This window comes from Streptomyces sp. NPDC046887, assembly GCF_040644755.1.
GTDB lineage: Bacteria > Actinomycetota > Actinomycetes > Streptomycetales > Streptomycetaceae > Streptomyces > Streptomyces lichenis.
Genome location: NZ_JBEYXH010000012.1, coordinates 21,154 through 46,413, shown reverse-complemented (window position 1 = coordinate 46,413; position 25,260 = coordinate 21,154). Strand labels below are relative to the sequence as shown.

32 protein-coding genes are annotated in these 25,260 nt (G+C 73.7%); 13 read left to right on the top strand and 19 right to left on the bottom strand.

The window, feature by feature from the left end; genetic code table 11:
- Positions 1-71: 71 nt before the first annotated feature.
- From ABZ945_RS14375 to hisI, 3 genes are read right to left on the bottom strand one after another with little or no spacing between them, the layout of a single operon-like run.
- Positions 72-737, bottom strand: coding sequence for a TIGR02234 family membrane protein (locus ABZ945_RS14375; protein WP_361268282.1), 666 nt, complete (start codon positions 735-737; stop codon positions 72-74).
- Positions 738-743: 6 nt separating this feature from the next.
- The gene (locus tag ABZ945_RS14370; RefSeq protein ID WP_361268280.1) at positions 744-2,240 is read right to left on the bottom strand and encodes an anthranilate synthase component I; all 1,497 of its coding nucleotides are present in this window, start codon (positions 2,238-2,240) and stop codon (positions 744-746) included.
- Positions 2,241-2,251: 11 nt separating this feature from the next.
- Complete coding sequence (hisI, locus tag ABZ945_RS14365) at positions 2,252-2,602, bottom strand: phosphoribosyl-AMP cyclohydrolase (RefSeq protein ID WP_361268277.1); 351 nt, start codon at positions 2,600-2,602, stop codon at positions 2,252-2,254.
- A gap of 84 nt (positions 2,603-2,686) precedes the next feature.
- On the opposite strand from hisI, the gene ABZ945_RS14360 reads away from it, so the two are divergent.
- A complete protein-coding gene (locus ABZ945_RS14360) occupies positions 2,687-3,322 on the top strand; it encodes a TIGR03085 family metal-binding protein (RefSeq protein WP_361268275.1) in 636 nt (211 codons plus the stop codon).
- Positions 3,323-3,361: 39 nt separating this feature from the next.
- Here ABZ945_RS14360 and ABZ945_RS14355 read toward each other — a convergent pair whose 3' ends face one another.
- Positions 3,362-3,814, bottom strand: coding sequence for an ATP-binding protein (locus ABZ945_RS14355; protein WP_361268272.1), 453 nt, complete (start codon positions 3,812-3,814; stop codon positions 3,362-3,364).
- 243 nt (positions 3,815-4,057) lie between these two features.
- On the opposite strand from ABZ945_RS14355, the gene ABZ945_RS14350 reads away from it, so the two are divergent.
- From ABZ945_RS14350 to ABZ945_RS14320, 7 genes are all read left to right on the top strand, one after another.
- Positions 4,058-4,939: a helix-turn-helix transcriptional regulator gene (locus ABZ945_RS14350; RefSeq protein ID WP_361268270.1), complete on the top strand. Its 882-nt coding sequence runs from the start codon at positions 4,058-4,060 to the stop codon at positions 4,937-4,939.
- A 2-nt stretch (positions 4,940-4,941) separates the two neighbouring features.
- The gene (locus ABZ945_RS14345; RefSeq protein ID WP_361268268.1) at positions 4,942-5,112 is read left to right on the top strand and encodes a DUF397 domain-containing protein; all 171 of its coding nucleotides are present in this window, start codon (positions 4,942-4,944) and stop codon (positions 5,110-5,112) included.
- A gap of 2 nt (positions 5,113-5,114) precedes the next feature.
- Positions 5,115-5,291, top strand: coding sequence for a DUF397 domain-containing protein (locus ABZ945_RS14340; protein WP_361268266.1), 177 nt, complete (start codon positions 5,115-5,117; stop codon positions 5,289-5,291).
- Between the two features lie 2 nt (positions 5,292-5,293).
- Positions 5,294-5,512, top strand: a complete 219-nt coding sequence (locus tag ABZ945_RS14335; RefSeq protein ID WP_361268264.1) for a DUF397 domain-containing protein — start codon at positions 5,294-5,296, stop codon at positions 5,510-5,512.
- Between the two features lie 35 nt (positions 5,513-5,547).
- The gene (locus ABZ945_RS14330; protein WP_361268261.1) at positions 5,548-6,252 is read left to right on the top strand and encodes a methyltransferase domain-containing protein; all 705 of its coding nucleotides are present in this window, start codon (positions 5,548-5,550) and stop codon (positions 6,250-6,252) included.
- A 55-nt stretch (positions 6,253-6,307) separates the two neighbouring features.
- A complete protein-coding gene (locus tag ABZ945_RS14325; protein ID WP_361268259.1) occupies positions 6,308-6,778 on the top strand; it encodes a hypothetical protein in 471 nt (156 codons plus the stop codon).
- Between the two features lie 208 nt (positions 6,779-6,986).
- The gene (locus ABZ945_RS14320; RefSeq protein WP_361268256.1) at positions 6,987-7,913 is read left to right on the top strand and encodes a DUF2637 domain-containing protein; all 927 of its coding nucleotides are present in this window, start codon (positions 6,987-6,989) and stop codon (positions 7,911-7,913) included.
- A 66-nt stretch (positions 7,914-7,979) separates the two neighbouring features.
- Here the strand turns inward: ABZ945_RS14320 and ABZ945_RS14315 are convergent, their stop codons facing one another.
- The 11 genes from ABZ945_RS14315 to hisD all read right to left on the bottom strand — a co-directional run bounded on the left by ABZ945_RS14315 (position 7,980) and on the right by hisD (position 15,525).
- Positions 7,980-8,606, bottom strand: coding sequence for a restriction endonuclease (locus ABZ945_RS14315; RefSeq protein ID WP_361268253.1), 627 nt, complete (start codon positions 8,604-8,606; stop codon positions 7,980-7,982).
- A gap of 119 nt (positions 8,607-8,725) precedes the next feature.
- The gene (locus ABZ945_RS14310; protein WP_361268249.1) at positions 8,726-9,028 is read right to left on the bottom strand and encodes a hypothetical protein; all 303 of its coding nucleotides are present in this window, start codon (positions 9,026-9,028) and stop codon (positions 8,726-8,728) included.
- Between the two features lie 131 nt (positions 9,029-9,159).
- Positions 9,160-9,504: a DUF1905 domain-containing protein gene (locus tag ABZ945_RS14305; RefSeq protein WP_361268246.1), complete on the bottom strand. Its 345-nt coding sequence runs from the start codon at positions 9,502-9,504 to the stop codon at positions 9,160-9,162.
- Positions 9,505-9,675: 171 nt separating this feature from the next.
- The gene (gene hisF, locus ABZ945_RS14300; RefSeq protein ID WP_361268243.1) at positions 9,676-10,431 is read right to left on the bottom strand and encodes an imidazole glycerol phosphate synthase subunit HisF; all 756 of its coding nucleotides are present in this window, start codon (positions 10,429-10,431) and stop codon (positions 9,676-9,678) included.
- A complete protein-coding gene (locus tag ABZ945_RS14295; protein WP_361268240.1) occupies positions 10,428-10,862 on the bottom strand; it encodes a RidA family protein in 435 nt (144 codons plus the stop codon). Before ABZ945_RS14295 ends, hisF begins: the two co-directional genes overlap by 4 nt.
- A complete protein-coding gene (priA, locus tag ABZ945_RS14290; RefSeq protein WP_361268238.1) occupies positions 10,859-11,584 on the bottom strand; it encodes a bifunctional 1-(5-phosphoribosyl)-5-((5-phosphoribosylamino)methylideneamino)imidazole-4-carboxamide isomerase/phosphoribosylanthranilate isomerase PriA in 726 nt (241 codons plus the stop codon). The genes ABZ945_RS14295 and priA overlap by 4 nt, the downstream gene beginning before the upstream one ends.
- A 55-nt stretch (positions 11,585-11,639) precedes the next feature.
- On the bottom strand, positions 11,640-12,284 hold the full coding sequence (gene hisH / locus ABZ945_RS14285; RefSeq protein ID WP_361268235.1) for an imidazole glycerol phosphate synthase subunit HisH: 645 nt from the start codon (positions 12,282-12,284) through the stop codon (positions 11,640-11,642).
- A 5-nt stretch (positions 12,285-12,289) separates the two neighbouring features.
- Positions 12,290-12,457, bottom strand: coding sequence for a hypothetical protein (locus tag ABZ945_RS14280; protein ID WP_361268231.1), 168 nt, complete (start codon positions 12,455-12,457; stop codon positions 12,290-12,292).
- Between the two features lie 40 nt (positions 12,458-12,497).
- Complete coding sequence (gene hisB / locus ABZ945_RS14275) at positions 12,498-13,091, bottom strand: imidazoleglycerol-phosphate dehydratase HisB (protein ID WP_248636289.1); 594 nt, start codon at positions 13,089-13,091, stop codon at positions 12,498-12,500.
- A complete protein-coding gene (locus ABZ945_RS14270) occupies positions 13,088-14,206 on the bottom strand; it encodes a histidinol-phosphate transaminase (RefSeq protein WP_361268228.1) in 1,119 nt (372 codons plus the stop codon). Before ABZ945_RS14270 ends, hisB begins: the two co-directional genes overlap by 4 nt.
- Complete coding sequence (gene hisD / locus ABZ945_RS14265) at positions 14,203-15,525, bottom strand: histidinol dehydrogenase (RefSeq protein WP_361268225.1); 1,323 nt, start codon at positions 15,523-15,525, stop codon at positions 14,203-14,205. Before hisD ends, ABZ945_RS14270 begins: the two co-directional genes overlap by 4 nt.
- Positions 15,526-15,815: 290 nt before the next feature.
- Between hisD and ABZ945_RS14260 the strand changes: the two genes are divergently transcribed.
- The 4 genes from ABZ945_RS14260 to ybaK all read left to right on the top strand — a co-directional run bounded on the left by ABZ945_RS14260 (position 15,816) and on the right by ybaK (position 20,018).
- Positions 15,816-17,429 (top strand): oxidoreductase, encoded by a 1,614-nt coding sequence (locus ABZ945_RS14260; protein WP_361268222.1) that lies wholly within the window; start codon positions 15,816-15,818, stop codon positions 17,427-17,429.
- Positions 17,430-17,618: 189 nt separating this feature from the next.
- Complete coding sequence (locus tag ABZ945_RS14255) at positions 17,619-18,749, top strand: hypothetical protein (RefSeq protein WP_361268219.1); 1,131 nt, start codon at positions 17,619-17,621, stop codon at positions 18,747-18,749.
- 5 nt (positions 18,750-18,754) lie between these two features.
- Positions 18,755-19,495: an LON peptidase substrate-binding domain-containing protein gene (locus ABZ945_RS14250; RefSeq protein WP_361268216.1), complete on the top strand. Its 741-nt coding sequence runs from the start codon at positions 18,755-18,757 to the stop codon at positions 19,493-19,495.
- 22 nt (positions 19,496-19,517) lie between these two features.
- Positions 19,518-20,018 carry a Cys-tRNA(Pro) deacylase gene (gene ybaK / locus ABZ945_RS14245; RefSeq protein ID WP_361268214.1) on the top strand — a complete coding sequence of 167 codons (501 nt, stop codon included), beginning with the start codon at positions 19,518-19,520 and terminating at the stop codon, positions 20,016-20,018.
- Positions 20,019-20,147: 129 nt separating this feature from the next.
- On the opposite strand, the gene ABZ945_RS14240 is transcribed toward ybaK, so the two are convergent.
- From ABZ945_RS14240 to ABZ945_RS14225, 4 genes are all read right to left on the bottom strand, one after another.
- Positions 20,148-20,936, bottom strand: a complete 789-nt coding sequence (locus ABZ945_RS14240; RefSeq protein WP_361268211.1) for a DUF2567 domain-containing protein — start codon at positions 20,934-20,936, stop codon at positions 20,148-20,150.
- Positions 20,937-20,993: 57 nt separating this feature from the next.
- On the bottom strand, positions 20,994-21,794 hold the full coding sequence (locus ABZ945_RS14235; protein ID WP_361268558.1) for an ABC transporter permease: 801 nt from the start codon (positions 21,792-21,794) through the stop codon (positions 20,994-20,996).
- Between the two features lie 521 nt (positions 21,795-22,315).
- Complete coding sequence (locus ABZ945_RS14230) at positions 22,316-23,287, bottom strand: ABC transporter ATP-binding protein (RefSeq protein ID WP_361268555.1); 972 nt, start codon at positions 23,285-23,287, stop codon at positions 22,316-22,318.
- 95 nt (positions 23,288-23,382) lie between these two features.
- Positions 23,383-24,693: an NYN domain-containing protein gene (locus ABZ945_RS14225; protein WP_361268208.1), complete on the bottom strand. Its 1,311-nt coding sequence runs from the start codon at positions 24,691-24,693 to the stop codon at positions 23,383-23,385.
- Between the two features lie 271 nt (positions 24,694-24,964).
- On the opposite strand from ABZ945_RS14225, the gene ABZ945_RS14220 reads away from it, so the two are divergent.
- The gene (locus ABZ945_RS14220) at positions 24,965-25,138 is read left to right on the top strand and encodes a hypothetical protein (protein ID WP_361268206.1); all 174 of its coding nucleotides are present in this window, start codon (positions 24,965-24,967) and stop codon (positions 25,136-25,138) included.
- The last annotated feature ends 122 nt before the right edge of the window (positions 25,139-25,260 follow it).

Below are 25,260 nucleotides of genomic sequence, written 5' to 3'. Positions count from 1 at the left end.
ACCGTCTTGGACACCGGCCCGGCACCGACCGGCCACCGCACCCACCCCGTCCGATCCCCAGATCGTCGTCCTCAGATCGTCGTCGGATCCTCACCGCGGTCGAGGGCCTTCCACAGGTCCTCGGGACGGTCCGGGTCCACCGGGGCGGGCCCCTTGCGGGCGCCGCGGGGGCCGGCTCCGCGCTCGTAGCGGCCGGACATCGCGGGCCAGCCGCGGCCGTAGCACAGGGCGAGCAGCCCGGCGAGCAGCAGCAGCACCCCGCCCGCGGCGGTGATGTACGGCCAGACGGTGTGGGTCAGTTCGGCCACCCGGGCGGCGGAGTCGCTGGTGGTGACGGCGGCCCGCTCGTCCAGGGCGGCGCTGTCTCCCGCCCCGAGCAGGGCGGCGGTGGCCGCTCCGGCGCCGCTCAGGGTGAGCAGTCCGGCGACCAGGAACCGTCCGGCCCGGCGGACCGCGAAGACGGCGACCAGCGCGGCGAGGCCGACGATGGCCAGCGCGGTGGGCAGACCGGTGACATCGCCGCCGGTGGCGGTCAGCGGGACGTTTCCGCCGCCGATCCCGACCGTTCCCCGGGACCAGGTCTGGCCGGAGGCGAGCAGGACGACGGCCGCTCCGGCGGCGCCGAGGAACAGGGCGGCGGCGAGGCTGCGGCGGCCGCCGCGGGCCGCCGCCTTCTCCTCGTCACCGCGGGCGGCGGTACGGGGCTGGGGTACGGATGCGGCACTCACGTACCCCACTATCCCCTACGCCTCGGACATCCCGTTCATCCGGTTGGCGGTGTGCACGGCGCGCAGCACGGCGGCCGCCTTGTTGCGGCACTCGGTGTCCTCGGCGACCGGGTCGGAGTCGGCCACCACCCCGGCTCCGGCCTGGACGTACGCGGTACCGTCGCGCAGCAGCGCGGTGCGGATGGCGATGGCGGTGTCGGAGTCCCCGGCGAAGTCCAGATAGCCGACGCAGCCGCCGTAGAGGCCGCGGTGGGTGGGCTCCAGCTCCTCGATGATCTGCATGGCGCGAGGCTTGGGCGCACCGGAGAGGGTGCCGGCCGGGAAGCAGGCGGTGAGCACGTCGAAGGCGGTGCGGCCCTCGGCGACCTCGCCGGTGACGGTGGAGACGATGTGCATCACATGCGAGTACCGCTCGATGGACATGAAGTCGACCACCTCGACGGAGCCGGGGGCGCAGACCCGGCCGAGGTCGTTGCGGCCGAGGTCGACCAGCATCAGGTGCTCGGCGCGCTCCTTGGGGTCGGCGAGCAGCTCCTCGGCGAGGGCCTGGTCCTCCCGCGGGGTGGCGCCGCGGGGGCGGGTGCCGGCGATCGGGTGGAGCAGGGCGCGCCCGTCCTCGACCTTGACCAGCGCCTCGGGGCTGGAGCCGACGACGTCGAAGCCGTCGAAGCGGAGCAGGTACATGTACGGGGAGGGGTTGGTGGCCCGCAGCACCCGGTAGACGTCCAGCGCGGTGGCCTCGCAGGGGGTCTCGAAGCGCTGGGAGGGCACCACCTGGAATGCCTCGCCGGCCCGGATGCGCTCCTTGATGTCCTCGACGGCGCCCTGGTAGGCGGCGCCGCCCCAGCGGCTGACGGTCTCCGGCAGGGCCGATTCCGGCAGTGCGGTGGGGGCGGTCGCAGCGGGCTCGGCGAGATCGGCGGCCATGGCGTCGAGCCGGGCGACGGCGTCCGCGTAGGCCTCGTCCACGCCGGTGTCCAGGTCGTTGTGGTTGATCGCGTTGGCGATCAGCAGCACCGTGCCGTCCCAGTGGTCGAGGACGGCGAGGTCGGAGGTGAGCATCATGGTCAGCTCGGGCAGACCGAGGTCGTCCTCCCCCCGCTCGCCGACCTTCTCCAGCCGCCGCACGATGTCGTACCCGAGGTAGCCGACCATGCCCCCGGTGAACGGCGGCATCCCTTCCACCAGGTCCCTGGGCGTGTGCAGGGTCTCGACCGTGGCCCGCAGCGCCTCCAGCGGGTCACCCTCCACCGGGACGCCCACCGGCGGCGTACCGATCCAGTGCGCCCCGCCCTCCCGCACCGTCAGCGTGGCGTGGCTGCGCACCCCGATGAAGGAGTACCGCGACCAGGTGCGGCCGTTCTCCGCGGACTCCAGCAGGAAGGTGCCGGGCCGCTCGGCGGCGAGCTTGCGGTAGAGGCCGACCGGGGTGTCGCCGTCGGCGAGCAGGCGCCGGCTGACGGGGATGACGCGGCGGTCGGCGGCCAGCTTGCGGAAGGTCTCCAGATCCATGGCGCCCGACCCTACTTGCCGAGCGGCAGCACGTCGGCGTCGAAGCAGGTGCGATCGCCGGTGTGGCAGGCGGCGCCGACCTGGTCCACCTTCACCAGGACCGTGTCCGCGTCGCAGTCCAGCGCCACCGCCTTGACGTGCTGGACGTGGCCGGAGGTGTCGCCCTTCACCCAGTACTCCCGGCGGCTGCGGGACCAGTAGGTGGCGCGCCCGGTGGTGAGGGTGCGGTGCAGCGCCTCGTCGTCCATCCAGCCGAGCATCAGCACCTCACCGGTGTCGTACTGCTGGGCGATGGCCGGCACCAGCCCGTCGGGGCTGCGCTTGAGTCGGGCCGCGATGGCCGGATCGAGGTTGCTGCTCATGCCGCCCATTGTGCCGCGCCCCACTGACACCCCCTCCCCCCGTCCACTGGGCGGACCGTCCGCCCCCGCCGTACGCTGATCACCATGTCGACCCATGCCAAGCGTGAACGGCTGCTCCTCGCCGACCTGCTGGAGGCCGCGGGCCCCGAGGCCCCGACCCTGTGCGACGGCTGGAAGACCCGCGACCTGGCCGCCCATGTGGTGGTGCGGGAGCGGCGGCTGGACGCGGCGGCCGGGCTGCTGATCCCGCTGCTGCGCTCGCGCCTGGAGCAGGCGCAGGCGGAGTACGCGGCCAAGCCGTACGAGGAGCTGGTGCACCTGATCCGCACCGGCCCGCCGAAGGGCTCCCCGTACGCGATCAAGCAGGTGGACGAGGGCGCGAACACGGTGGAGTTCTACGTCCACGCCGAGGACGTCCGCCGCGCCCAGCCCGGCTGGACCCCGCGCCAGGTGGACCCGGTCTTCGCCGACGCCCTCTGGTCCCGCCTGGAGAAGACCGCCCGCCTGGCCTGCCGCAAGGCCCCCACCGGCCTCGTCCTGCGCCGCCCCGACGGCCAGACCGCCGTCGCCCACCGCGGCACGCCCGTCGTGACGGTCACCGGCGAGCCCGGCGAACTGCTGATGTTCGCCTTCGGCCGCCAGGACAGCGCGGATGTCGCCGTCGACGGCGCCCCTGACGCAGTGGAACGCCTGCGCGACTCCAAGCAACTCGGCATGTGACGGTACGGGCCCGGCCGGCCCGTACCGCCCCCGCCGCCCCTACCCCTCGCCGGCGGCAGGCACGGCGGAGTGGACGGCCACGTCGTTCGCCGCCGCGTCCACGTCCAGCTCCGCCCACACCCTCTTGCCGACCACCAGCGGCTCCACACCCCACCGCGCCGCCAGCGCATCCACGATCGCGAGCCCCCGCCCGCACTGCTCCTCCACCCCGGCCTCCCGCTGCTCCGGCAGCCGCTCGCCCCGGGCGTCGGTGACCGCGACCCGCAGCACCTTCGCGTCCAAGAACACCTCCACCCGGAACATCCGCCCCGCGACCCGGCCGTGCAGCAGCGCGTTGGCCGCCAACTCGCCCGCGATCAGCGCCGCGTCGCCGGCTGCGCCGGGGTGACCCCACTCGATCACCAGCGCGGCCACCCGCCGCCGCGCCCGACGGACGTTCCGGCGTTCGGGGGTGTAGGTCATCGAGTCGGTCAGGGAGCAACTACCGGTCATAACGGACCTCCTTGAGTACGGATGAGTTGCTCGCCGACGACGCGGTGGCTCGACCGTGCCCGCGCAGGGCAGGGCGGCGCACTTCCGCGGGGTCGCTGCGCTGTGCGAGCGGGTGCGTACCGAAGGTAGCGATGCGATTCGCTGCACAGCAACCCGCTTGGGCATAAATTTCTATCGAACGTGAGTTGTGGGTGGCGTGCCCGGCGCAGCAGACTGTGGCGACTCATCAGGAGGCAGGGGCGGATGGCTGGTACGAACCCGGATCGCGGAGTGTCGGTATCGACGGTGCTCGGGCGGCGCCTGGGCGGTGAGCTGCTACGGATGCGCGAGGCCTGCGGACTGCGCCAGGCCGCGGCAGCGGAGGCGCTGACCGCGTCAGTGGCCAAGGTCGCCAAGATGGAACGCGGCCTCGTACCGATGCGGGACCCCGACATCCGCGCGCTGTGCCACCTCTACGGGGAGCGCGACGAGCAGGCGATAGGGCGCCTGTTGGAGCTGGCCAAGACGGATCGCGGCCGACGCAAGGCGCGCGGCTGGTGGAACCAGTACCCCGAGCTGCGCGCCATGATCGAGTATGTGGCGTTGGAGGACATCGCGAAGGGCGTCCGGACTTGGCAGGGCGCCTTCGTGCCCGGACTCCTCCAGACACCCGCTTACGCCCATGCCCTCGCGGTGGGCAACGCCGAGTGGGAGGATCCCGACGAGATCGAACGCTTCGTCGCGGGCAAGATGGCACGCCAGGGGCGGCTTGCGGACGACACCCCTCTCGATCTCTGGGCCGTGATCGGTGAAGGTGCGCTGCGCCAGCTCGTAGGCGGCCGCGAGGTCATGCGTGAGCAACTTGCACACCTCGTCGAGGCAGCCGAACTCCCGAACGTCAGGGTCCAGGTCGTACCGTTCCTCGCGGGCTCCCACCCCGGCCTGTCCAGCGCTTTCAGCATCGTCTCGTTCGCCGAAACCGGAGCGATGGACGTGGTCTACATGGAAACCACTTCGTCTACGCTGTGGTTGGAGAGCCAGGCCGATGCCCTGAGCCACGGCATGACCTTCAACCGCATCGTCCGGAACGGGCTCGTACCGCAGGAGTCGATCGCCCTGATCGACGGAATCCGCAGGGAGCTGTAGGCATGTCGCCGTTCGAATTCGTCAAGTCGACGTACAGCAAGGGCAATGGCGAGTGCGTCGAAGTTGCCGTCAACGTGCGCGGAGTTGTCGCCGTACGCGACTCCAAGGACACCGCCGGGCCTGTCCTGACACTGTCCGATGACGCCTGGGCGGCCTTCCAGCAGGAGCTGTGACGATGCCCGCCTTCGTCTTCGTGAAGTCCACCTACAGTGGGGGCGCCGCGGGGCAGGAGTGCGTCGAAGTCGCTCTCAACGTCGCCGATGTCGTGGCCGTCCGCGACTCCAAGGACCCGGACAGCGTCGTGCTCATGTTGTCCGATGCCACCTGGAATGCCTTCAAGAGGGGGCTCTGACCTTGTCACACTTCAACTTCCACAAGTCCACGTACAGCACCATCACCGGCGAGTGCGTCGAAGTCGCCGTCAACATCCCCCACACTGTCGCCATCCGCGACAGCAAGCGCCCCGGCGGCCCCCTCCTCCGCATCACACCCACCGCCTGGAAGGCGTTCCGCACGCACATGCGAGGCGAGCCGGGGTGCGGCGGCGGGCCACTCTTCCGCCCCCCGGCGTAGGGAACTCCCACCCCTCCCCCGGCCGTTGACCCGGTATGGAGCCGAAGACGCGAGCGGGGTACGCGGGGTCGGGGTCCGGGGCCATCACCCCGGACGGATGCGCGGTCGAGGTGTACACCCGGCTGCCGGTCTGGGACGAGCCCGACATCATCACCGCGGCGGTGCCCGCCGGTGCGCACATCCTGGAGCTGGGCAGCGGCGTGGGCCGGATCACCCATCCCCTGCTGGAGCGGGGCTTCACCGTGACCGCGGTGGACGAGTCGCCCGAGATGCTGGAGCGGGTGCGCGGCGCGCAGACGGTGTGCGGCCCGATCGAGGAGCTGGACCTCGGCGAGACCTTCGACGTGGTGCTGCTGGGCTCGTTCCTGGTGCACACCGGGGACGCGGAGGTCCGGCGGGGCTTGCTGCGCACCTGTGCCCGCCATGCCGCCGCGGACGGCTGCGTACTGATCCAGCGGGAGGGCCCGACGGCCCACACCGATGTGCCGCGCGAACGCGTCGACCCGAGCGGGCTGACTCTGCGCATCCTCTCCTCGGAGCCGGTCGGCGACGGAGTGCACTCGGTACGGGCCGAGTACGAGTTCCCGGACGGCGTCTGGACGCAGACCTTCCGCTCCCGGCCGCTGAGCACCGAGGAGTTCGAGGAGGCGCTGGCGGGGGCGGGCCTCCGGGTGGACGCCTATCTGACCGGCGACCACACCTGGGTACGGGCCGTGCCCTCGGCGTGGAAACCCGCCTGACCCGAAGGCGGCTGCCATGCCATGCTGACTGTCATGATCTCCCTCCGAAAGGCCTATGCCGCGTAGACGGCCCGGCGCCTTGCGCGCCGCACCCCCGGCTGCCCTCCGCTGGGACGCCCCGCCGCCCGAGCGGATCCACGGGCTCTCCACCGCCACCAGTCTCGCCGTCCACCGGGCGGAGGCGCTCGCCCCCGACTTCGACCTCTACCCCGGCGCCACCGACTGGGCGCTGAGCCGCTACCGGGAGTTCCTGATGCCGCCCGGGCGCAGACCCCGCTATCCCCGGCCGTCCCTGTGCCCGTGCCCGGGGTGCTCGATGGATGACGTCCGGCACGCCCGCGATGTGCTGGAAGCGGTGCTGGCACACCTGCCCGACCGCGCCCGGGCCGAACTCGGGCGGTATGTCGCGCGCTGGGACGCCGCCTATCTGCGACGCACCCTGCCGGACCCGTTCGCCCTGGACCGGCAGTGGCGGGCGGACCGGTGGTGGCGGCGCAGGCTCGCCGACGGCGAGGAAGGCAGCTGAGGTCCACTCCCGAGGCGCAGCGTGGAGAACACACCGCGCCCCGGCTCCACTCGAACGGCCCTGGCGCTTCACCCGGTTGCCGGGCATCCGTCCGGCAACCGGGCGCGTTAGTGAGGCATGACGCCGACGACATGCTCGTGGCATGTGCTGAAAAAACGGTCTTCCTACGCATGGAGGCGGAGGACGCGGAGGACGGGACCGGGCGCACATGTATGACATTCCACCCGAGCGGGCACGCAGGCTCGACAGCTACGGATACGCCTACGGCTACGGGCAGGAGCCCGAACCGGGGCCCGGCTTCCCTGGGCGCGACCGGGGGCGCGTCGTGGAGGGGCGGCTGGTCCAGGACGGCTACGGCGACCCCGGGTCGGGCATCCCGGGACCTCGCTCCGGGATGCCCGACCCAGGGGCGCTGGACGCCGAGTGGGACCCCTCCGACGAACTGGCCTCCCTGCTGGACGACGCCCTGGCCCGGTCGACCGCCGACTTCGACCAGCCACCGGCGCCGATGCCCCCACCGATGGTGGACGAGTGGGACGCACCGGCGGCCCCGGAGCGGCGGTCGGAGGAGTCCACCGCCGAGCTGCCGCCCCTGCGCCGGGCCCGGGCCGACCACCGCAGACGGCGGGTGCGAGAACGCACCTGGACCTGGGTGCGGACGATCAGCTTCTGCATCGCCGCCGTAGTCGCCGCCCTGGTGGCCATGGTCAGCGTCTTCAGCGGCGTCGTCGCCTACGACCCGTTGCGCGGCGTCGCCGCGGACCGGACCGGCATGGGGGTCGCGGGCTGGTGGCCGGTGCTGGTCTACGGCCCCTGGGCGGTGGCCTCGCTCTCCATTCTCCGCGCCGCCCTGCACCGGCGCCGGGCTCTGCACTCCTGGCTGGTGGTCCTGCTCTTCTCCACCACCGGGATGCTCCTCGGGGTCGCCCACGAGGCCCACACGATCATCGACGCGGCGGTGGCCGCACTTCCCGCCGCCGCCTCCCTGGCCTGCTTCCAGCAGCTGGTGCGGCTGGTCACCCTGACCCGTCCGCCCAAGCAGGCGAACCCCCGGCACCGCGTCCTCACCCCCCGTCGCCCCTCGGCCCCACCCCCACCGGCCCGAGGCCGCCCGGAGACCTCAGCCAGACGCTGACACCCGCACCACCCCCGCTCTCAGCCTGCCTCCCCCGACCGTTCGCTCCCGCCCCCCTCCCCCTCCTCAGGACCGGGGCGTGGGGCGGCGCGGCGGGGGTATCGCGCGCAGCAGCTCCCACAGCGGAGTGGAGCCTGCCGCCCACCGGCCCAGCAGCCGGCGGTCCACCAGATGCAGCCGCTGGGAGGCAGCGAAGTCCACGGCGTTGGCGGTGAAGCGGCCGTTGGTGACCAGGACGACCACATCACCGCCGTGCACCGGGCGGCCGGTGCCGTTGAGGACATGCAGGTCCGGGGTACCGACCGCCGCCCCGGCGAGCCCGGCCCGGCGGTGCTTGCACTGGATGACCCAACGGCGCCCATAGGGGTCGGTGGCCTTCACATCGGCGCCGTGGTCGCCCGCGCCGCCGACCTGGACCGCGTCCGGGCAGCCGTCGCGGTGCATCAGGTCACGTATCGCGTGCTCGAACTGCCGGTGGTGCAGGGCGTCGATCTGCGGCAGGCCGTACCGCAGGCCGGAGGCCCGTACCCGCTCCCACCGCGCCGCCTCCGCTCGCCGCCACACCCACCAGGCCCCCGCCGCCAACACGGCGAGGAGCAGCAGCACGGGCACCCAGGGGTGGGCGGCCAGCCAGCGCAGCGTCCCGACGAACAGGCTCCAGGCCGCCATAAGCACCAGAAGCAGCCCGACCATCTCCTCCCAGCCGATCTGCGCCTTCCTGGTGCGCCGGCTCCTCGTACGCCGCCGGGTCGCCGAGGCCCGGCGCGACACCGACGTCCGGCGCCGGGCCGGTGAACGGGACGGACGCCGGCTCACCGCGCGCCCTTCGTCGGGAAGACGATCGGATACGAGACGGTCGGGGACGGCTTCGGCGCGGGCTTGTCCCAGCCCGGCCAGGTGATGGGATAGACGGTCGTCGGACGCGGCCCCGGTAACTGCTTCCCCCCTCCGCCCCGCTCCCCGTTCGCCCCCGAGGCCCCACCTCCCGACGCGGCGATCACCACCAGCACCACGACCGCGAGCAGCGTCAACTGGCCGCTGGACCCCGCGGCGTTGCGCCAGTGCGCGCGCACCCTGGTCCCGTTCGCCCTGAAGTACTCCCTGACAGCGGGCATGAACCCACCCCTCTCGCCATCCGTCCGACCGTGACCGCCCCTCCCCGAGGCGGTCTCCGGCAGTACCGACATCAAAGCACCCGGCACTGACAATCCGTCAGGGAATGATCACGATCGGTGCGAGAAGCGGCTCAGGTCTTCTTCGGGCCCTGACCGCCGAGCCGCTGCTCCAGGCGGACGGTCACCGTGTCGCCGCGCTCCTTGCCGATGGCCTTGCGGATGTCGGAGCGGACCGGCAGCTTGTGGGTGCCGTCGCCGAGCGCCATGAAGGAGCTGGTGAAGGGGCAGCCGTCGATGGTGCCGCTGACCTTGACCAGCCCGCGGGTGCCGAAGAAGGCGACGGACTCCGGCCAGACCACGAACGTCCAACCGCCCTGCTCGGGGCTCTTCCGCAGCACCGCGGTGAACTCGGCGAGCACCTCCTCAGCGGTATCCGCATCCGCACGCGGTCCCGTATGCCTGCGCTTGACGTCCATGGCGGTCGACCTCCCTGATCCGGGCCTGTCTCCAGTAGACCTCCGGGGGCACGGAAACTCATCGTGAAGGGAGAATGAAGGGAGAAGCGGGCTGAGCATGACCGCGCCCCGCCTCCATCCGGTCACCGACCGGAGCAGACGGGGCACAGAGTGCTCAGTAAGGACACGGACTCACCGCACCGGGTGGCCCGCCTCCCGCAGGGTGTCCTTGACCTCGCCGATCCGCAGGTCGCCGAAGTGGAAGACGGAGGCGGCCAGCACCGCGTCCGCGCCGGCGGCGATGGCGGGCGGGAAGTGGTCGGCGCGGCCGGCGCCGCCGGAGGCGATGACCGGGACCGAGACATGCGCGCGTACCGCGGCGATCATCTCGGTGTCGTAGCCGTCCTTGGTGCCGTCGGCGTCCATGGAGTTCAGCAGGATCTCCCCGGCGCCCAGCTCGGCGGCGCGGTGGGCCCACTCCACAGCGTCGATGCCGGTGCCGCGGCGGCCGCCGTGGGTGGTGACCTCGAAGGCGCCCTCGGGGGTGCGGCGGGCGTCCACCGACAGGACGAGGACCTGGCGGCCGAAGCGCTCGGCGATCTCCCGGATCAGCTCGGGGCGGGCGATGGCGGCGGTGTTGACGCCGACCTTGTCCGCGCCGGCCCGCAGCAGCTTGTCCACGTCGTCGGCGCTGCGCACGCCGCCGCCCACGGTGAGCGGGATGAAGACCTGCTCGGCGGTGCGGCGCACCACGTCGTAGGTGGTCTCCCGGTCGCCGGAGGAGGCGGTGATGTCGAGGAAGGTCAGCTCGTCGGCGCCCTCGGCGTCGTACAGCCGGGCCATCTCGACCGGGTCCCCGGCGTCCCGCAGGTTCTGGAAGTTGACGCCCTTGACGACGCGGCCGTTGTCCACGTCCAGGCAGGGGATGACCCGTACCGCGAGGGTCATGAGGGCACCTCCTCGGTGGGCGTGCCGGGGGCGGGCGTACCGGGCGCGCGGTAGGCCTCGACCTCGACCTCCACCACCAGGCCCGGGTCGACGAACCCGGACACGATGATCATGGAGGCGGCGGGGCGTACCGCGTCGAACAGCTCCTTGTGGGCGCGGCCGACCTCCTCCACGTCCCGGGAGTGGGTGAGGTACATCCGGGTGCGGACCACGTCGGCGGCGGTGAGGCCGAGCCGGCCGAGGGCGGCTATGGCGACCCCGAAGGCGTTCACGGCCTGCTCGTACGGGCTGCCGCCGGTGATCTGGCCGTCCACCACGGAGGTGCAGCCGGAGACCAGGACGAGGCCGCTGGGCAGCTCGACGGCGCGGGAGTAGCCGAACTGCTCCTCCCAGGGCGCGCCGGAGGAGACCCGGCGCAGGGCGCCGCTCATCCGGCGACCACGGCGAGCGCCTCCTCCAGGGTGAAGGCCTCGGCGTAGAGGGCCTTGCCGACGATGGCGCCCTCGACGCCCTCGGGGACGAGCGCGGCGATGGCGCGCAGGTCGTCCAGCGAGGAGACGCCGCCGGAGGCGACGACCGGCTTGTCGGTGGCCGCGCAGACATTGCGCAGCAGCTCCAGGTTGGGGCCCTGGAGGGTGCCGTCCTTGGCGATGTCGGTGACCACGTAGCGGGCGCAGCCCTCGGAGTCGAGACGGGCCAGGGTCTCGTAGAGGTCGCCGCCGTCGCGGGTCCAGCCGCGACCGCGCAGGGTGGTGCCCCGTACGTCCAGGCCGACGGCGATCTGGTCGCCGTGCTCGGCGATGACCTTGGCGACCCACTCGGGGGTCTCCAGCGCGGCGGTGCCGAGGTTGACCCGGGTGCAGCCGGTGGCGAGCGCGGCGGCCAGCGAGGCGTCGTCGCGGATGCCGCCGGACAGCTCCACCTTGATGTCCATGGCGCGGGCGACCTCGGCGATCAGCTCCCGGTTGTCACCGGTGCCGAAGGCAGCGTCGAGGTCCACCAGATGCAGCCACTCCGCGCCCGAGCGCTGCCAGGCCAGGGCGGCCTCCAGCGGGGAGCCGTAGGAGGTCTCCGTGCCGGACTCGCCGTGGACGAGCCGTACGGCCTGGCCGTCGCGGACGTCGACGGCGGGGAGGAGTTCGAGCTTGCTCATCTCAGCGGGTCCTCGATCGCAGATCGTAGAGAGGGGAACAGAAGGAGAGAGTGGGTCAGAAGGTCCTGAGCCAGTTGGCGAGCAGCTGCGCGCCGGCCTCGCCGGACTTCTCGGGGTGGAACTGGGTGGCCCACAGGGCGCCGTTCTCCACGGCGGCGACGAACTTCTCGCCGTGAGTGGCCCAGGTGACCAGGGGGGCGCGCATGGCGGGGTTGGTGATCTGGAGGGACCAGTCGTGGACGGCGTAGGAGTGCACGAAGTAGAACCGGGCGTCCGCGTCGAGCCCGGCGAACAGCTCGCTGTCCTCGGGGCTCTCGACGGTGTTCCAGCCCATGTGCGGGACGACCGGGGCGTCCAGCGGGCCGACGGTGCCGGGCCACTCGTCCAGGCCCTCGGTCTCCACGCCGTGCTCGATGCCCCGGGCGAACAGGATCTGCATGCCGACGCAGATGCCCAAGACGGGGCGGCCGCCGGCGAGCCGGCGTTCCACGACCCAGTCGCCGCGGGCCTCCTTCAGCCCCTTCATACAGGCCGAGAAGGCGCCGACGCCGGGAACGAGGAGGCCGTCGGCGTTCATCGCCTTCTCGTAGTCGCCGGTGATCTCCACATCGGCGCCGACATGGGCGAGGGCGCGCTCGGCGGAGCGGACGTTGCCGAAGCCGTAGTCGAAGACCACGACCTTCTTCTCAGAAGTGCTCATCGTCCTCAGTCCCAGATGCCCTGGATGCGCAGGACGCCGGCCACCAGGCACATCGCGGAGGCGAGGGCCAGCAGCACGACGACGCCCCGGGGCATGCCCTGCTTGGCGAAGGAGTAGACGCCGGCGCCCAGGAAGACGCCGGCGGCGATCAGGATGGTGGACAGACCGGTCACAGCGCGGCCCCGGCCCGGGGGGTCCGGAAGGTTCGGTCGGTCACAGGGCGCCCTTGGTGGAGGGCAGGATGCCGGCGGCGCGCGGGTCGCGCTCGGAGGCGTAGCGCAGGGCGCGGGCGAGCGCCTTGAACTGGCACTCCACGATGTGGTGGGCGTTGCGCCCGTACGGGACGTGGATGTGCAGGGCGATCTGCGCCTGGGCGACGAAGGACTCGAAGATGTGCCGGGTCATGGTGGTGTCGTACGACCCGATCATCGGCGCCATGTTCTCCGGCTCGGAGTGCACCAGGTAGGGGCGGCCGGAGAGGTCCACGGTGACCTGGGCGAGGGACTCGTCCAGCGGGACCGTGCAGTTGCCGAAGCGGTAGATGCCCACCTTGTCGCCGAGGGCCTGCTTGAAGGCGGCGCCGAGCGCGAGGGCGGTGTCCTCGATGGTGTGGTGGGTGTCGATGTGCAGGTCGCCGTCGGTCTTGACAGTGAGGTCGAACAGACCGTGCCGGCCGAGCTGGTCCAGCATGTGGTCGTAGAAGCCGACACCGGTGGTCACATCGACCTTGCCGGTGCCGTCGAGGTCTATCTCGACCACGACGGAGGTCTCCTTGGTGGTGCGCTCGACCCGTCCAACACGGCTCATGAGCTCTGCTCCTTCTTCAGTGCGCGTACCGCGTCCAGGAACGCGTCGTTCTCCTGCGGTGTTCCGGCCGTGACCCGCAGCCAGCCCGGTACGCCGTTGTCGCGGACCAGCACGCCCCGGTCGAGGATGCTCCGCCAGACGGCGTGGGCGTCCGCGAAGCGTCCGAACTGGACGAAGTTGGCGTCGGACTCGGTGACCTCGTAGCCGGCGGCGAGCAGCTCAGCGACGAGGCGGTCGCGCTCGGCCTTGAGCGCTTCGACGTACCCCAGCAGCGTATCGGTGTGCTCCAGCGCGGCGAGCGCGGTGGCCTGGGTGACGGCGGAGAGGTGGTACGGCAGGCGGACCAGCTGGACGGCGTCCACCACGGCCGGGTGGGCGGCGAGGTAGCCCAGCCGCAGCCCGGCGGCGCCGAACGCCTTGGACATGGTGCGGGAGACCACCAGGTTCGGCCGGCCCTCGATCAGCGGCAGGAGGGAGGGGCGGTGGCTGAACTCGACGTATGCCTCGTCGACGACGACCAGGGAGGGCTTGGCGGCCTGGGCGGCCTCGTAGAGCGCCAGCACGGTCTCGGCGTCCACCGCCGTACCGGTGGGGTTGTTGGGCGAGGTGACGAAGACGACGTCGGGGCGGTGCTCGGCGATGGCCGCGGTGGCCGCCTCGGTGTCGATGCGGAAGTCCGCGCGGCGCGGGCCGGAGATCCAGCCGGTGCCGGTGCCGCGGGCGATCAGCCCGTGCATCGAGTACGACGGCTCGAAGCCGATGGCCAGGCGCCCCGGCCCGGCGAAGGTCTGCAGCAGCTGCTGGAGGACCTCGTTGGAGCCGTTGGCGGCCCACACCTGGCGCACTCCGACCTCGTGCCCGGCGGTGCGGCTGAGGTAGGCGGCGAGCGCGGTGCGCAGCTCGACGGCGTCCCGGTCGGGGTAGCGGTTGAGCGTACGCGCGGCCTCGCGGACCCGCTCGGCGATCCGCTCGACCAGCGGTTCGGGCAGCGGGTACGGGTTCTCGTTGGTGTTGAGGCGTACCGGGACGTGGAGCTGGGGCGCGCCGTACGGGGACTTGCCGCGCAGCTCGTCGCGGATGGGGAGGTCGTCGATGCCGATGTCCTCGGTGCTCACTGGCCGGGCACCTTCCAGCCGAACCTCGCCTTGATCGCGGCGCCGTGCGCGGGCAGGTCCTCGGCCTCGGCGAGGGTGACCACGTGGTGGGCGACCTCGGCGAGGGCGTCGCGGGTGTAGTCCACGATGTGGATGCCGCGCAGGAAGGACTGCACGGACAGGCCCGAGGAGTGGCACGCGCAGCCGCCGGTGGGCAGGACGTGGTTGGAGCCGGCGCAGTAGTCGCCGAGGGAGACCGGGGCGTAGGGGCCGACGAAGATCGCGCCGGCGTTGCGCACCCGGTGGGCCAGCGCGGCGGCGTCGGCGGTCTGGATCTCCAGGTGCTCGGCGCCGTACGCGTCGACCACCTTCAGGCCCTCCTCGATGCCGTCGACCAGGACGATCGCGGACTGCCGGCCGCGCAGCGCGGGCTCGACGCGGTCCTCGACGTGCTTGGTGGCGGCGATCTGCGGGGTGAGCTCCTTCTCCACGGCCTCGGCGAGGTCGAGGGAGTCGGTGACCAGCACGGCGGCGGCCAGCGGGTCGTGCTCGGCCTGGCTGATCAGGTCGGCGGCGACGTGCACCGGGTCGGCGGTGCGGTCGGCGAGGACGGCGATCTCGGTGGGGCCGGCCTCGGCGTCGATGCCGATCTTGCCGGTGAAGTACCGCTTGGCGGCGGCCACCCAGACGTTGCCGGGGCCGGTGACCATGTTGGCGGGCGCGCAGGACTCGGTCCCGTACGCGAACATCGCCACGGCCTGGGCGCCGCCGGCCGCGTACACCTCGTCCACGCCGAGCAGGGCGCAGGCGGCGAGGATGGTGGGGTGCGGCAGGCCGCCGAAGTCGGCCTGGGGCGGGGAGGCGAGCGCGATGGACTCGACGCCGGCCTCCTGGGCCGGGACCACGTTCATGATCACGGAGGAGGGGTAGACCGAGCGGCCGCCGGGGGCGTAGAGCCCGACCCGCTCGACCGGCACCCACTTCTCGGTGACGGTGCCGCCGGGCGCGACCTGGGTGGTGTGCTCGGTACGGCGCTGGGCGCGGTGGACCGTACGGGCCCGGGTGATGGACTCCTCCAGGGCCGCGCGGACGGCCGGGTCCAGCTCCGCCAGGGCGCGGGTGAGCGCGGGCCCGGGCACCCGGATCCGGTCCAGGGCGACCCCGTCGAACCGCTGGGCGTAGTCGATCAGCGCCGCGTCGCCCCGATGGTGCACGTCCTCGCAGATGGGCCGGACCTTCTCCAGGGCGGCTTCCACGTCGAGCTCGGCACGGGGCAGCAGGTCACGCAGTGCGGCGCCCTCGGGGAGGGCGTCGCCGCGCAGATCGATTCGTGAGATCACGGCTCAATTCTCGCAGACGGTCTCCCGGGGCCCGTCCTCCGTATCACTGGCTGATACATGCCCCGGTGGCGTCTTCTCGCCACGGCTGACCGTTAGCGTTCGGTCCGTCACACAGTGGGAAGAACACGCGTACGACATACGAGGTGGGGGCGGGTGCCGCGCCTGGTGCAGCGAGGTCGTGCCCCGGCAGGGCGCCGGGGACCGAGCCCCCGCCGGACGCCACGGGGAGGGGCCTCTCGCGGCCGCACCGGGCACGCCCCTCGGGGCACACGGGGAACGAGGGGGCCGCGGTGAACGCACCGCACGAGGACGACGTACCGGACGGTCTGACACCGGCCGAGGTGGGCATGTGGCAGGCGTTCCGGATCGGCGCCGTCTACGACCTGAGTGCGGGCAATGCCCTGCTGGACGACCCGTTCGCGGCGCGGGTCTGGCCGCCGGAGCGGACGGTACGGGCGGAGAAGGTGGCGCTGCTGCTCCTGGCCGGGCCGCCGGCGCTGGCCGGGCGGGTCTCGGCGCTGAAGCTGCGCGGGGTGCGGATCACCGGCACGCTGGATCTGGCCGGCGGCACCATCGGGCCCTATGTGGAGCTGCACGGCTGCCGCTTCGAGCGGGAGGTGCTGCTGCCGGAGTCCCGGTTCACCACCCTGCGGATGGCGGGCTGCGCGATACCGAGGCTGGAGGCGGCCCGGCTGCAGACCGAGGGCGATCTGCATCTGCCGCGCTGCCGGGTGGAGCGCGGGATCCGGCTGACCGACGCCCAGATCGGCACCGACCTGCTGATCAGCCAGATCCATGTCGGCCCGGACCGGCGCGGGCGGGCGGTGGTCGCGGACGGCCTGTCGGTGGCGCAGGACCTCCAGGCGGATCTGATCGAGACCAACGGGGAGCTGAGCCTGCGCGGGGCGAAGGTGGGGGTGTCGATGAGCCTGCGCGGCGCCCGGCTGCGCGGTAGGGAGGGCCGCCGGGCGCTGAACGCGCCGCAGCTCACCGTGGAGCGCACCCTCCATCTGACGGACGCCTGGGTCAGCGACCGGACGGGCGCCGCGCCGGAGGGGGCGACCCCGCCGGGCGGGCTGTCCACCTTCAACACCCCGCTGCGCGGCACCCGGACACGGCCCTTCGAGTGCCGGGGCGGGCTGCGGCTGGACGACGGCCGGTTCGGGGACGCGGTCGACTTCCACCATGCCCGCTTCCTGCTCTCCTCCGAGGCCCGCGAGGAGGTGTCGCTGCGCCGGATCGCCACCCCGGAGCTGCGGTTCACCTGCGAGCGGCCGGAGGAGGGCCGGGTGGTGCTCAACGGGGCGAAGATCGTCACCCTGGTGGACCAGTCGACCAGCTGGCCGGGCCCGGGCGGGCTGGCGATGAGCGGCCTGGTCTACGAGAACCTGGTCCCCTACGGCCACTTCCCGCTGACCCGGCGGCTGGAGTGGCTGGCGGCGGCCACCCCGGAGTTCAACCCGGAGCCGTACGAGCGGCTGGCGGCGGTGCTACGGGCGGGCGGGGAGGACTCCGACGCCCGGGAGGTGCTGCTGGCCAAGCAGCGGCGGCGGCGCGAGACGCTGCCGCTGGCCGCGAAGGCCTGGGGCTATCTCCAGGACTGGACGGTCGCCTACGGCTACCGGCCCGGGCGGGCGGCGCTGTGGATGGCGGTGCTGTGGGCGGCCGGAACGGTGGCCTTCGCCCGGGCCGACCCGCCGCCGATGAAGGAGCAGGAGCATCCGCAGTGGAGCGCCGCGCTCTACGCGCTGGATCTGCTGCTCCCGGTGATCGATCTCGGCCAGGTCGGCCAGTGGCGGGTGACGGGTTACTGGCAGTGGGTGACCGTGGCGCTGATTCTGCTGGGATGGGTTCTGGCCACCACGGTGGCCGCCGGCGCCTCCCGGCTGCTGCGCCGCAACTGACCGCCGTCGGGTCGCGAGCGCCCGCCGGAGGACATCGCCGACCCATCCCACCCCAACCGCACCACCGTCACCACGATCACCGCCCTCACCCCTTTCTTTACGTTCTCTTGACATTCGGCGATACAACCTTCCGGCCGCTACCAAAGCTTCACAGCACACCCCTGGCGCTGCTGTGACCTGCGGTTTTCAATGGTCGATACCATGACACTGCTGCGCGCCCTGATGAGCTCCGCACGCCTGTCCCGGCCCGTCGACCGCCACTCCACCGACGGGCTGCCGCCGGACGGCGCGGTACTGCTCGACGCCCCCGACCAGCGGCTGGCCCCGGCCCTGGTCGCCGCCGCGCTCGGGGATCACTTTCCAGCCGCCGCGCTGCTGCGGGCCACCCGCGAGTCGGCCGACTGGGAAGGCCGCGACCGGTACGCGGGCCAACTCGCCGCTTTCGCCCGCAACCGGGACGAATGGCTCGTCTGCTGGCAGGCGACCGCGCCCGGCGACCCGGACGCCTCGCTGGTCGCCGCCGAGCTGGCGCTGCGCCGCGCCTGGGCCAGCCCCGCGCGGGGCGAGCGGCTGCGCGAGGTGGGCCCGCTCATCGACGCCGCCGCCGTGGCCTCCCCCCATGATCCGGTGCCCTGGCGGCTCGCCCTGGAGCACGCCCGCGGCACCGGCGCCGCCCCGGAGGCCTTCGAGGCGCTGTGGGAGCAGGCCGTCCGCCGCGCCCCGCACCACTACGGCTGCCACACCGCCGCGCTGCGCTACCTCTTCGCCCAGCACCGCCACCGCTCCCGGCCCGAAGGGCTCGGCTCCTGCTTCGACTACTGCTTCGACTTCGCCGAGCAGGCCGCCCAGGACGCCGGGGCCGGCTCCCTGGTACGGGCGCTGCCGGTGCGGGCCGCCTTCGCCCGGCTGCGGGCCGCCGCCGGCAGCGGGGACGCCCCCGGCGCCGTGCCCGGGGCCCGGATCGACGCGGCCGCGGACCTGGCCGCCGAACTGTCGGCCCGCTACCCGGCCGGCGACCCCTGGCCCGCCGAGGTCCGCAACATCCTCGCCCACGTCCTGGTACGCCGGGAGCGGTGGACCGAGGCGCTGGAGCAGTTCCGGCTGATCGGCCCGTACGCCACCTCCTACCCGTGGGGCGCGGCGGCCGGCGCCTGGGCCGCCGAGGGGGACGATCCGCTGGGGCGGTTCCTGGACGCGCGCGAGCTGGCCCGCGGCGCGGTGGCCGCCGACGCGGACCCCGCCGCGCGCCCGGGCGGACGTGCCGCCGGACGCGTGGCCGGATGGGGCGGACGGAGCCGTGCGGGCGGCCATTACGCTTGACCGCTGTGACCACCGCTCGCCTGCCCCTCTTCCCGCTGAACGCGGTGCTGTTCCCCGGCCTCGTGCTGCCCCTGAACGTCTTCGAGGAGCGTTATCGCGCCATGATGCGCGAGCTGCTGAAGACCGACGAGTCGGAGCCCCGCCGGTTCGCCGTGGTGGCGATCCGCGACGGCCGCGAGGTCGCACCCACCGCGCCCGGCATGCCCGACCCGACCTCCGTACCGGAGAAGGGCCCCGCCGCCGGCTTCGGCCCCGACCCCATCCAGGCCTTCCACCGGGTCGGCTGCATCGCCGACGCCGCCACCATCCGGGAGCAGCCGGACGGCACCTTCGAGGTGCTGGCCACCGGCACCACTCGGGTCAAACTGCTCTCGGTGGAGGCCAGCGGCCCGTTCCTCACCGCCGAACTGGAGGAGCTGGAGGAGGAACCCGGCGACGGCGCCGAACCACTCGCCGAGGGCGTCCTGCGCGCGTTCCGCTCCTACCAGCAGCGGCTGGCCGGGGCCCGGGAGCGCACCGTCGCCTCCTCCCAGGAGCTGCCCGACGAACCCTCCGTCGTCTCCTACCTGGTGGCCGCGGCCGCCGTCCTGGACACCAGCGCCAAGCAGCGGCTGCTCCAGGCCCCGGACACCGCGACCCGGCTGCGCGAGGAACTGCACCTGCTGCGCGCCGAGACCGCGGTGCTGCGCCACCTCCCCTCCCTCCCCGCCGTCGAACTCACCCGCACCCCCACCAGCCCCAACTGACCGCGCCGGAGACGAGACGTCCGTGGCCAAGAAGCCCAAGAAGCAGACCGCCGGCGGCACCCCGGCGACGGTCGCCCTGACCGCCGCCGGCACCGCCTTCACCATGCACGCCTACGACCACGACCCGGCCGCCGAGTCCTACGGCGAGGAGGCCGCCGAGGCGCTGGGCGTCTCCCCCGACCGGGTGTTCAAGACCCTGGTCGCCGAGGTCGACGGGGCGCTCACCGTCGCGGTCGTCCCGGTCGCCTGCCGGCTCGACCTCAAGGCGCTCGCCACCGCGGTCGGCGGCAAGAAGGCAGCGATGGCCGACCCGGCCGCCGCCGAACGCACCACCGGCTACGTCCGCGGCGGCATCTCCCCGCTCGGCCAGCGCAAGCGGCTGCCCACGGTGCTGGACGCCTCCGCCTCCGGTCACGCCACCATCTGCGTCTCGGCCGGCCGCCGCGGCCTGGAGGTCGAACTAGCCCCCACCGACCTGGCCGCCCTCACCGCGGCCGTCCTCGCCCCCATCGGCCGCGCCTGAGCGTTCCCGGCCGGGCCGGGGGCGGGCCGGGCCGAGGTTGGCCGGCCGCCACACCGTGGGGGCAGCGGGCCGCGTAGGGGGCCCGTCCCGGGCGTCCCCGGGTCCGTCCCGGATCAGCGGGTCGGGGAGTCAGCGACCGTGTCCGTCCGGGCTGTTCCAGGGGCCGGTGGGACCGGTCGCGCCGGGGAGCGGCGAGCCCTGCCCGGACCCCGGGGGGTTCGTACCGGGCGCCGGGGAGGTCGTTCCGGGCGTCGGGGCGGGGAGGGGGGTCCAGTCGTCCGGCTCGGGGTCGCGGGGGCCGAAGAGGGCGGTGAGGGCCAGATGGACGAGCATCGCCGCGATCGGCCAGGCCAGGATCGCCCCGTAGGCCTTCAGCTCCAGTGGGGCGTCGAACGCCACGCCCGCCCCCAGCTCCCGGGCGTGTCCCGCCACGTCGTGGGTGGGGCCGAGCAGGGTGCCGATGCCCCAGCCGAGCAGCGAGCCGAGCAGTCCGCCAAGGGCGAGGCCCGCCACCACCGGGATGCCGCCGCGTCGCTGGTACCAGAAGACGCCCGCCGCGCTCAGCGCCCCGAGGCCCAGCCCCAGCAGCGCGAACGCCGCGTCGGCGCCGATCGCGCCCTCGCCCTCGGTGTCCCGCAGGAAAACGGCCTTGCCGTCCGAGATCAGCGGCACCCGCGGCGCCAGCCAGAGCCACAGCAGCCCCAGCAGCACCCCCAGCACGGTCACCGCCAACGCCACCAGGACGCCCTGCCGCACCTCGGCCGCCAGGTCGGCCTTCTCGTCCGGCCCGGCACCGTCCCGGTAGGCCGCCGAAGGGTAGGGCGGCGGCCAGTCGGCACCGCCGGCGGCCGGCGAGGGGGCGGGGCCGTCGGACGACCCGTGGGGCGGCTGGTGGGGCGGGGTCAGCGGTGCGGTCACCCTGCCATCGTGCCAGGCACCCCCGGCGTACGCCTCACCGGTCCGCCGCGGCGGGGGTCAGCGCACCGCGGCCCGGCGGTAGGCCCAGGTGGCCAGGGCCAGCGACACCACGCCGACCCCGGCGCAGACCGCCAGGTCCAGCCCGACCACCGCCCAGTCCGGCCGGGCGTCGAAGGTACGGGCCAGGGCCTCCACCCCGTACGTGGAGGGCAGCAGGTCACGCGCCCAGCCGAGCGCCTCCGGCATCCGTTCGGCGGGCAGCACCCCGAGCAGCAGCGCCGCCGACATGCCCAGCTGGCCCAGCAGGGTGGCCAGCTCCTGGCGGGGCGCCAGCAGTCCGAGCGCCGCGCCGAGACCGGCCAGCGCCGCCCCGGAGAGCGGCACCACCGCCGCCAGTACCCACAGATGGGTGAGCGGCAGCCCGAACAGCACCGAACCGGTGACGGCGGTCACCACGGTGCCGGGCACCGTGAAGGAGGCGTACGCGCCGGCCGCGCCGAGCACCACCGCGGCGGGCGGCACCGGCAGCGTGGCGTAGTGGTCGAGCCCGCCGCTCGCCCGCAGCTGCCCGAAGTACTGGGCCAGCAGGTTGAGCGCGACGAACGCCACGACCAGCACCGAGGAGCCGGCGACCACGGCCCGCGCCTCGGCTCCGCCGTCCACCACACCGCGCATCAGGACCATGATCCCGACGGACTGGAAGGTGGCGACGAACAGCAGCGGGATCCGGGCCACCCGGGCCCGGGACAGCTGCGCCCGGTACACCGCGGCGAGTGCGGGCAGCAGCCGCGCCCGGGGGGCGAGGTCTGCGGCGCCCGGCCGGTCGTCCCCCGCCCCGGCGCGCGTCCCGCGCACCACCGTGGACGGCAGGGCCTTGGCGGACACGGTGCTCACGTGGTGTCGCTCCTGTTCCCGCGCTTCCCGCGCTCTCTCCGGACCACCGGCGTACGGGCCGGGGTCTCCGGCGGGTACGTCCGTGGCGCTGGCGTACGGTCCGAGGCCCCCGGCATACGTTCCCGGCGCCCCCGACTCGCGTCTGAGGCCCCCGGCGTCCGGTCCGGGCACCCCCGGCACACGTACGAGGTCTCCGGCGTGCGTTCCGGGCGCCCCCGCAACACGACCGGGGGTCTCGGTAGTACAACCGGGGGTCCTGGTCGTACGTCCCCGGGGCCCGGGTTCACGGTACGGGATCCCCGGCCCCTCCCCGGCCCACCCGGCCGCCGTCCCCGTCCCGGAACCGCCCCGCGCAGCCGTCGCCCTCGGCCCTATCCCCGTCACCGCGCTTCCCGCCTCCCCCGGCGTCCCCGTCGGACGACCGGAACCGCCCCGCCCAGCCGCCATCCCCGCGTCTGTCCCCGTCCTCGTCCCCGCGCCCGGCCTCACGTCTTGACCAGGCCCTTCGTCCGGCCGCCGAGGGCCAGGTAGACGTCCTCCAGGCTGGGCACCGCCAGGGTGAAGTCGTCCAGGGCGGCGAAGGCGGCGCCGCCGGTGACCGCGGCGACGGCGGCCCGGGCCTCGTCGGGGGCGAGCCGCAGCACCCAGCGGCGGCCGGACTCCTGGGCCGAGGGGCGCAGCGCGGCCACCTCGGGGACGTCCAGCGGGGCGCGCTCGCGCCACACGAGTTCCACCCGGACCTCCCCGGCCACCCGCTCCTTCAGCCCGGAGGGCGTGTCGCAGGCGATGACCCGGCCGCGTTCCAGTACGGCGACCCGGTCGAGGACCGTCTCGGCCTCGATGACGTTGTGGGTGACCAGCAGCACGGTGGCGCCGTGCTCGGCGCGGCGCCGGTCGACGGCGGCCCAGACGGCGCGGCGGGCGACCGGGTCCATGCCGGTGGTCGGTTCGTCCAGGACGAGCACGGGGCGCTCGCCGACCAGTGCGGCGGCGAAGCAGGCGAGCCGCCGCTGACCGCCGGAGAGCTTCTTCAGGGGCCGTCCGGCGAGCTCGGCGAGGCCCAGTTCGTCCAGGACGGCGTCCCGCCCGGCGCGGGCCTCGCGGGCGGTGAGCCCGCGCAGCCGGCCGGTGGTCTCGGCGGCGAGGGCGACGGTCAGCTCGTCCAGGGCGGTGGACTCCTGGCCGAGGTAGCCGACCAGCCGGGCGGCCCGCTCGGGGTGGCGCACCAGGTCGTGGCCGAGGAGCTCGACGGAGCCGGAGTCGGGGCGCATCAGCCCGGTGAGCTGGCGGACCAGGGTGGACTTGCCGGCGCCGTTGGGGCCGAGCAGTCCGAAGATCTCACCGCCCCGGACCTCCAGGCAGACACCGTCGGTGGCGCGCACCTCGGGGGTCGCGGGGGTGCCCCGCCGACCGCGCGCGGCGGGGTACGTCTTGACCAGGTCCCGCACCACGCACACCGTACTCACGAGGGATGAGCCTAAGGGGTCCGGCGGGTCGCCCCGCGCCCGGGGCGTGCCCCGGGCGCGGGGTGGAAGGGGAGCCGGGCGGTCCGCTACTCCCCCGCCGCGGTGTGCCCGGCGGCGGTGCGGACGTCGATCTCGCGCCAGAACCCGGCCCGGATGGCGTACCGGTCGTGCTCGTCGATCTGGTCGTCCTTGTGGGCGAGCAGTCCGAAGCGGGCGGCGTAGCGGAGGAGTTCGCCGTCGACCCGGTGCGGGATGCGCGGGTACATGGCGGAGAGGGTCTGGACGTGGGCGGTGTCGGGGAGCCGGTCCAGCCAGCGGCGGGCGAAGACCTGGCCGACCTCGAAGGGGTCGCCGCCGACGGTGGTGATGTCCTCCTCGCGGTCGGCCCAGCGCTGTTCGGCGCTGGTGAGCTGGGCGAGGGTGGGGAGGGAGGCGGTCTCGGGCGGTTCGCCGCCCGGGCCGCCCGGGCGGTCGATCCAGCCGCGGTCGGAGGACCAGCGCAGGGTGGCGCTCGCGGGGTGCGGGGCGGCGGCGCCGGGGTGGTGTTGCTGGCCGGCGCGCAGGGCGGCCAGGTCCTTGGGGGTGGGGACGCCCTTGGCTCCCGCGCCCGGTGGTACGGGGGTGGCGGGGCGGGCGGCGCCGTTGACGGGCGCGGCGGGGGCGGGGGCGCCCTGGTCGGGGGTGGCGGTGGCGGCCCGTTCGGCGGCGGCGCGCTCGGCGGCGGCCCGTTCGGCGGAAGCGGAGGCGGAGGCGGCGAGCGCCGACTCGGGCAGCGGCGCGGAGAGGATGGCGGCGATCTCGGGGCGCGGGGCGGGAGCGGGGGCGCAGACTCCGGTGAGGTCCTTGGCGCGTACGGCTCGGGTGATCCAGGCCCGGTCCAGGACGCGCCGCTCGTCGGCCTCGGCGACCAGGTCCTCGGACTGGTTGTAGTCGCCGTCGGCGGCCTGTACGGCCCACAGGTGGACGGCGACGCCGTGTTCCTTGGCGGACATCAGCCCGGGCAGCAGGTCGCCGTCGCCGGTGACCAGCACGATGTCGGAGCAGGCGCGGTTGCGGGCGAGTTCGGTGAGTTCGGCGTGCATCGCCGCGTCGACGCCCTTCTGCGCCCAGCGCCCGTCGCTGCGGGTCAGTGCGCCGAGGCGGACGGTGACCCGGGGCATCACGCGCAGCCGCCGGTGTTCGGGCTGCGGTACGCGGTCGGGGGCGCCGTCGAACCAGTAGATCCGCAGCAGGGGTTGCTGGGTGTCGATCTCGGCGCGTTCGCGCAGGCCGCGAATGAGGGCGGCATGGTCGACAGTGATCCGTGAGCGGGCCGGTTCCCCGGCGAGAAGGCTGGCGGCGGCGCCCAGCAGATAGCCGGCGTCCACCAGAACGACGCAGCGGTCCACGTGTTCCACCCTCTTTCGGGAACCTCGGGATCGGGAGTTGCTTCGGGTTTCCTTCGAGTCTGCCCGACTGGCCGGGGGTTGACGGCCGGAACTGGATCATCGGCGCGTCGGATCGGCGGAAAGTCCCGGGAGGCGGCGGAGGGGCGCCCGTCCCCGGGGCGCGGCGCACCCTCACCACACCCCCCGCTCACTGTCCGCAATGATCCAATATGCGGCGGATTTACGTGTATGTGAGGCTGAGGGCGGCCCTGACCCCCGCAGTCCCCCAGGAGGCACCATCATGGCCAAGGACCGGAAGCAGAACCGCGGCAAGTCCACGTCCTCGGCGGCCGAGCGCGGGCAGCAGGCCGCGAAGGCCTCGTCCATGGAGGAGCGCGCCGAGCAGCGCGTCTCGCAGATGACGTCCGCCGATGTGGCCCACAAGGGCCGGCAGAAGCGCTTCGGTCACAACTGATCGCACAGCCGGCCGCCGTGCCGACGCCGGAAGGGGCGCTCCCGTGACGACGGGCGCGCCCCTTCCGCGTACCACCGAAGCGCAGCCGCGTACCACCGGAACAGAGCCGCGTACGACTGGCC

What these genes read in the sequence shown, in the direction of transcription:
- ABZ945_RS14345 (WP_361268268.1), top strand. Translation starts at nt 4,942, where the DNA reads ATGTCGCCGTTCGAATTCGTCAAGTCGACGTACAGCAAGGGCAATGGC.
- ABZ945_RS14340 (WP_361268266.1), top strand. Translation starts at nt 5,115, where the DNA reads ATGCCCGCCTTCGTCTTCGTGAAGTCCACCTACAGTGGGGGCGCCGCG.
- ABZ945_RS14310 (WP_361268249.1), bottom strand. Translation starts at nt 9,028, where the DNA reads ATGCCCGCTGTCAGGGAGTACTTCAGGGCGAACGGGACCAGGGTGCGC.
- ABZ945_RS14255 (WP_361268219.1), top strand. Translation starts at nt 17,619, where the DNA reads ATGGTCGATACCATGACACTGCTGCGCGCCCTGATGAGCTCCGCACGC.
- ABZ945_RS14325 (WP_361268259.1), top strand. Translation starts at nt 6,308, where the DNA reads ATGCCGCGTAGACGGCCCGGCGCCTTGCGCGCCGCACCCCCGGCTGCC.
- ABZ945_RS14360 (WP_361268275.1), top strand. Translation starts at nt 2,687, where the DNA reads ATGTCGACCCATGCCAAGCGTGAACGGCTGCTCCTCGCCGACCTGCTG.
- hisB (WP_248636289.1), bottom strand. Translation starts at nt 13,091, where the DNA reads ATGAGCCGTGTTGGACGGGTCGAGCGCACCACCAAGGAGACCTCCGTC.
- priA (WP_361268238.1), bottom strand. Translation starts at nt 11,584, where the DNA reads ATGAGCAAGCTCGAACTCCTCCCCGCCGTCGACGTCCGCGACGGCCAG.
- ABZ945_RS14305 (WP_361268246.1), bottom strand. Translation starts at nt 9,504, where the DNA reads ATGGACGTCAAGCGCAGGCATACGGGACCGCGTGCGGATGCGGATACC.
- ABZ945_RS14350 (WP_361268270.1), top strand. Translation starts at nt 4,058, where the DNA reads ATGGCTGGTACGAACCCGGATCGCGGAGTGTCGGTATCGACGGTGCTC.
- hisI (WP_361268277.1), bottom strand. Translation starts at nt 2,602, where the DNA reads ATGAGCAGCAACCTCGATCCGGCCATCGCGGCCCGACTCAAGCGCAGC.
- ABZ945_RS14315 (WP_361268253.1), bottom strand. Translation starts at nt 8,606, where the DNA reads ATGGTCGGGCTGCTTCTGGTGCTTATGGCGGCCTGGAGCCTGTTCGTC.
- ABZ945_RS14295 (WP_361268240.1), bottom strand. Translation starts at nt 10,862, where the DNA reads ATGAGCGGCGCCCTGCGCCGGGTCTCCTCCGGCGCGCCCTGGGAGGAG.
- ABZ945_RS14330 (WP_361268261.1), top strand. Translation starts at nt 5,548, where the DNA reads ATGGAGCCGAAGACGCGAGCGGGGTACGCGGGGTCGGGGTCCGGGGCC.
- ABZ945_RS14355 (WP_361268272.1), bottom strand. Translation starts at nt 3,814, where the DNA reads ATGACCGGTAGTTGCTCCCTGACCGACTCGATGACCTACACCCCCGAA.
- ABZ945_RS14370 (WP_361268280.1), bottom strand. Translation starts at nt 2,240, where the DNA reads ATGGATCTGGAGACCTTCCGCAAGCTGGCCGCCGACCGCCGCGTCATC.
- hisF (WP_361268243.1), bottom strand. Translation starts at nt 10,431, where the DNA reads ATGACCCTCGCGGTACGGGTCATCCCCTGCCTGGACGTGGACAACGGC.
- hisH (WP_361268235.1), bottom strand. Translation starts at nt 12,284, where the DNA reads ATGAGCACTTCTGAGAAGAAGGTCGTGGTCTTCGACTACGGCTTCGGC.
- ABZ945_RS14320 (WP_361268256.1), top strand. Translation starts at nt 6,987, where the DNA reads ATGTATGACATTCCACCCGAGCGGGCACGCAGGCTCGACAGCTACGGA.
- ABZ945_RS14220 (WP_361268206.1), top strand. Translation starts at nt 24,965, where the DNA reads ATGGCCAAGGACCGGAAGCAGAACCGCGGCAAGTCCACGTCCTCGGCG.